Raw genomic sequence first — 4,954 nt, 5'->3', positions numbered from 1 at the left:
CTGCGACGCACCCGTCCGCCACCTCGACCACATCCACCGCGACGCCGACGGCGGACGCACCGAACTCGACAACGGACGCGGAGTCTGCGAGTTCCACAACCACGTCCGCGAACAACCCGGCTGGCACGTCGCCCGAGCCCCCGACGGGACCGTGGTCACCCGGACCCCGACCGGGCACACCTACCGCGGCCCGGACTGATCGCCTGCCGTCCTCCGGTCGTCGCAGGGGACCCGTGTGCCTGCCTGCCTGCCGGGCGGGCCCGGGCGCGCCCTCGTACGGCCCGGCCGCAGGGCGGCGCGGATCGGGCACGACCCGGTCACAGGCGTCGCAGGAAGTTCCCGATCCGCTCCACGGCCTGCTCCAGCTGCGGCAGCGCCGTCGCGTACGAGCAGCGGATGTGCCCCTCCCCGGACGGCCCGAACACGCTGCCCGGGACGACCGCGACCGACTCCTCCCGCAGCAGCCGCTCGGCGAAGGTCTCCGAGTCCAGCCCGGAGGCGCGGATCGAGGGGAACGCGTAGAACGCGCCCGCCGGCTCCGGGCAGTCCAGCCCGGCCTCGCGCAGGCCCTTCACGAACACCCGGCGGCGACGGTCGTAGTCCGCCACCATCTCCGCGACGTCACCCTCCGCGCTGGTCAGTGCCTCCACGGCGGCGATCTGCGAGATGTGCGGCGCGCACAGCATCGTGTACTGGTGCACCCGCAGGCACAGCTCCGCGATCGGCGCCGGCGCGGCGAGCCAGCCGACCCGCCACCCCGTCATCGCCTGGGCCTTGGAGAACCCGCCCAGGACCACCGTCCGCTCCCGGGCACCCGGGACCGCGCCCAGGCAGGTGTGGGCACCGGTGTAGGTGAGGCGGTCGTAGATCTCGTCGGAGAGCAGGTACAGGTCGTGCCGCTCGGCCAGCGCGACGAGCTCGCGCAGCACCTCGGGCGGCTGCACCGCGCCGGTCGGGTTGGCCGGCGAGCCGATCAGGATCGCCTTCGTCCGCGGGGTCACCGCGGCCTCGACCGTGGCGATGTCGATGGCGAACCCGTCCTCCGCTCGGGTCGGCACCCCGACCGGCACCCCGCCGGCGAACGCCACGCACGGCTGGTAGGCGACGTAGCAGGGCTCCGGGACGATGACCTCCTCGCCCGGGTTCAGCAGCACCCGGAACGCCAGGTCGAGGCCCTCGGACACCCCGGTCGTCACCAGGCACTCGGTGGCGGGGTCGTAGTGGGCGTCGTAGCGCGACGCCAGGTCCGCGCACACCAGCTCACGCAGCTTCGGCAGGCCGGCGTTGCCGGTGTAGGTGGTGTAGCCGCGTTCCAGGGCGTAGATCCCGGCCTCGCGGATCCGCCACGGCGTCACGAAGTCGGGCTCACCGACACCGAGGGAGATGACGTCGTCCATCTCCGCGGCGATGTCGAAGAACCGCCGGATCCCTGACGGCGGGATCGCCGAGATCGTCGTGTTGAGCGGCTTCACGGGGTCACCGGCAGCCGGTGGTCGGGCTCCGGCTCGGCGAAGGAGTCGCCGTCACGCTTGTGCGTGGCCAGTACGAAGTGCGTGGCGGTCGAGCGGACCCGGTCGATCGTGGACAGCTTCTGGGACACGAAGTCGCTGATCGCGCGGATGTCCGGGCCGACGACCGTGCAGCGCAGGTCGTGCCCCCCGGAGACGAGGTAGCAGTCGCGGACCTCGTCGAAGCGGGAGATGCGGGCGGCGACGTCGTCGAACCCGACTCCGCGGGCCGGGGCCACCGACACGTCGATGAACGCCGTCACCTGCGCCCCGGTGCGGCCGGCGCCGGAGTGGCCGTTGCCGCCGTCCTCGTACCGGGCCCAGTCCACGACGGCCTTGTGCCTGCGGATCACCCCGGAGCGTTCCCACTCCGCGATCCGGGCGTCGACCTCGTCCCGGGGCAGACCCAGCATGGTGGCGACGGTGTCGTGGCTCAACGACGCGTCACGTTCGAGCAACTCGAGGATCTCGCGCACGGCGTGACCCTACGACGGCCGCCCGTCGTCGCGCCGCGGGCCGGGCGGGTCCACGCCGGCCCGCCCCGTCCGACCGGTCAGGCCGCGTGTGGCAGCGGGGCCGCGACATCCGGCGCGCCGCTGCCGCGGGCCGGGTCGAGCAGTCCGCACTCGAGGTCGACGAGATGGGTGCGCGTGCACGGACCGCACAGGTACACCGTGCCGGCCGGGCCGTGGTGGCTGCTCCAGGCGAGTCCGCGGACGTCGGCGGGGGTGCGCGGACGGGAGCAGAGCGGGCAACTCGGGATCGTGTCCATGCCCCGTGAGCGTGCACGGGCTCTGTTGCGAGCCGGTGACACTGCGCGTCCACGGCGTTGCGTTCCGGCGACGATCCGGGGTCGGCGACGATCACGGTGCGTACCCGTCGGTCACGAATCGGGGGCGAGCCGGTGAATTCGGCACCGCCGCACCCCGCCCGCAACTAGGGTCCGCGCGCATGAGCAGCAACGAACCGCCGCGGGGCGAGGACCCGCAGGCCGGTCCCGGGGGAGCAGCGACGCCCGGTGGCGCCCAGGAGTCCGGGCAGGCGGCCGGGAGCGGCGACCGGCAGGGCACGCCGTACCCCGGCGGGCAGCAGGCCGGGCAGGACGACGCCACCGGCGCGCGCGAGCCGGGGCAGCACGGCACCGCCGCCCCGTCCCAGCACGACCAGGACCCCGGGCAGCAGTACGGCCAGCAGTACGGCCAGCAGTACGGCCGGCCGTACGCGCAGGACCCCGGCCAGCAGTACGGCCAGCAGTACGGCCAGGCCCCGTACGGCCAGGACCCGGGGCAGCAGTACCCCGGCCAGCCCTACGGACAGCAGCAGTACCCCGGCCAGTACCCCGGCGCAGGCCAGTACGGCGGCCAGCAGCAGTACGGGGCCCCGTACCCCGGCCAGTACCCGACCGGCCAGCAGTACCCCGGCCAGTACCCGACCGGCCAGCAGTACGGCGGCCAGTACCCGCAGGCCGGCTACGGCCAGCCCGTCCACCCCTCCGGCGGTGCCCCGCCCGGCGGTACCTCCCCGGACCCGCTGGTGCCGTTCTCCTTCGGCGACTGGTTCGCCAAGGTCGTGGCGGGTACCAGACGAAGCTGGAAGCCCCTGCTGGCTATTCAGGGGATTCTCTTCGGGGTGCTGGCGCTGCTGGGCCTCGTCGTGGCGGCGATCGTCGGGGCGGCGATCATGAACATCCTCAGTTCGGTCCTCACCGGCCGGATGGGCTTCGGGTCGATCGCGGGGATCGTCGTCGCCTACATCGCCTTCGTGCTCGTGGCCATCGTGCTCGGGGCCGTCGCTCAGGCCGCCTCGGAGTTCGTGGTGGTCCGTGACGCGGCCCAGCGTCCGTACACGGCAGGACAGGCATTCGCCTTCGCCCGTAGCCGAGCGCTGCCGTTGATCGGCTGGTCGCTGCTGCTCGGGCTGCTCTTCGGGATCGTCTACTTGATTGGGATAGCACTCGTCGCGTCGGAGTCGGCGATCGCAACGGTCCTCGGCGTCCTGGTCGTGCTAGGGGTGTTCCTCTACTTCGGAACAGTCACCTTCGCCGCGTTCGGCGGCACCGTGGTGATCGAACGTGGAGGCCTTGGCCGGATGTTCCAGCTGGTCAACCCGCGTTTCCCGTCGATCCTGGGCCGGATGGCGACTCTGTTCGTCCTGTCCGGTGTGATCGTGCTGATCACGATGGCGATCGTGTTCTCGCTGGTCCAGTCCCAGGTTGTCGTGCTCGCTGTGCTCGGGGGACTGATCTATCTCGCGGTGATCGTGGGTCTTTCCCTGGTGGGGACGGTGGCTACTGTGGTCACCTACGCCGAGTGCCGCTTTCGCGAGCACAACCCGGTGCACACCCCCGTCCTCGCCGACGAGATCGACCGCGCCTGAGAGCGTGTTGTGAAACCTGGTGTCCCCGCGGCGTGGCGTAGTTGGTGGGGGCCGTGTGGTGGTGATCATCCGGTCGGGTGTGCCCATGCTCCTGCCGTCCGGCTTATGACTCGTCGTTGACCGATGCGCAGTGGGCGGTGGTCGAACCGCTGCTGCCGGTTCGGGCGCCGGTTCTAGGTGGCCGGCCGCGCCGGTACTCCCCGCGGTTGGTGATCGACACGATCAGCTGTGTGCTGGTCAGCGGGTGTGCGTGGCGGATGGTCCCGCGCGACCTGGTCCCGTGGTCCACGGCGTATCGCTGGTTCGCCGCTTGGACCGCCGACGGGACCTGGGCGCGGGTACACGACGTTCTGCGCGATCGGGTCCGGGTCGCCGACGGGCGCGATCCGCAGCCCTCGGCGGCGGTGTTGGACTCCCAGTCCGCCTGCTCGGCCGAGGGCGGTGCGGAGATCGGCTACGACGCTGGTAAGCGGGTGAGGGGCCGCAAGCGGCATCTGCTGGTCGACAGCTGCGGGTTGGAGCTGCGGGCGGTGGTGCACTCGGCGTCGGTGCAGGACCGGGCCGGGGCCAAGCTGGTGCTGGCCGGTCTGCACCGTGAGTTCCCGCAGGTCGGGCTGGTCTGGGTTGACGGCGGCTATGTCCACTCCGTGGATGCCCGCCTGATCGACTGGGCGCACGAGCATGAGCAGCTCGAGGTGGTGTGCGTTCCGCGGAACGCGGACGTGAAAGGCTTCCAGGTGCTGCCCCGCCGCTGGGTGGTGGAACGGACCTTCGCCTGGATCTCGAGGTGTCGACGGTTGGCGCGCGACCATGAACGTAAGACCTCGCACTCCGAGGCCATGCTCAAGGTGGCGATGATCCGTCTGATGGCGGCCCGTCTGGCCGGCGAGCAGCTTCCTGCGCCCCGCAGTGACGTGGAGAAAGTAGCAGCCCGCCGCCTAGCAGGGTTACGTCCGCGGAGGTGGTGTACGGGTTCGTCGCTGGTGAGCGGCGTGGCGTCGTGACGTGAGACGGCCACCGCGTGATCTTTCTCGAGTACCGACCAAGGAACTCCAGGAAGGACCACCACG

The 4,954-nt window shown here is 71.6% G+C and carries 5 protein-coding genes and 1 pseudogene; 3 read left to right on the top strand and 3 right to left on the bottom strand.

Annotated features, from left to right (window positions below):
- Window positions 1-199: pseudogene (locus WHI96_RS27110) on the top strand (HNH endonuclease); the annotation flags it as partial.
- A 118-nt stretch (window positions 200-317) separates the two neighbouring features.
- Here WHI96_RS27110 and WHI96_RS27105 read toward each other — a convergent pair.
- The 3 genes from WHI96_RS27105 to WHI96_RS27095 all read right to left on the bottom strand — a co-directional run bounded on the left by WHI96_RS27105 (window position 318) and on the right by WHI96_RS27095 (window position 2,280).
- Window positions 318-1,472 carry an aminotransferase class I/II-fold pyridoxal phosphate-dependent enzyme gene (locus WHI96_RS27105; RefSeq protein WP_345650488.1) on the bottom strand — a complete coding sequence of 385 codons (1,155 nt, stop codon included), beginning with the start codon at window positions 1,470-1,472 and terminating at the stop codon, window positions 318-320.
- The gene (locus WHI96_RS27100) at window positions 1,469-1,984 is read right to left on the bottom strand and encodes an Lrp/AsnC family transcriptional regulator (RefSeq protein ID WP_345650485.1); all 516 of its coding nucleotides are present in this window, start codon (window positions 1,982-1,984) and stop codon (window positions 1,469-1,471) included. The genes WHI96_RS27105 and WHI96_RS27100 overlap by 4 nt, the downstream gene beginning before the upstream one ends.
- Window positions 1,985-2,061: 77 nt before the next feature.
- On the bottom strand, window positions 2,062-2,280 hold the full coding sequence (locus tag WHI96_RS27095) for a hypothetical protein (protein WP_345650482.1): 219 nt from the start codon (window positions 2,278-2,280) through the stop codon (window positions 2,062-2,064).
- 179 nt (window positions 2,281-2,459) lie between these two features.
- On the opposite strand from WHI96_RS27095, the gene WHI96_RS27090 reads away from it, so the two are divergent.
- Complete coding sequence (locus WHI96_RS27090) at window positions 2,460-3,884, top strand: hypothetical protein (RefSeq protein WP_345650479.1); 1,425 nt, start codon at window positions 2,460-2,462, stop codon at window positions 3,882-3,884.
- Window positions 3,885-3,961: 77 nt separating this feature from the next.
- The gene (locus tag WHI96_RS27085) at window positions 3,962-4,888 is read left to right on the top strand and encodes an IS5 family transposase (protein WP_345650477.1); all 927 of its coding nucleotides are present in this window, start codon (window positions 3,962-3,964) and stop codon (window positions 4,886-4,888) included.
- Window positions 4,889-4,954: the final 66 nt, after the last annotated feature.

The sequence above is a fragment of the Pseudonocardia tropica genome (genome assembly GCF_040105315.1).
Lineage (GTDB): Bacteria > Actinomycetota > Actinomycetes > Mycobacteriales > Pseudonocardiaceae > Pseudonocardia > Pseudonocardia alni.
The sequence above is the reverse complement of the archived record's forward strand: the minus strand, read 5'-3'. Positions and strand labels throughout refer to the sequence as shown.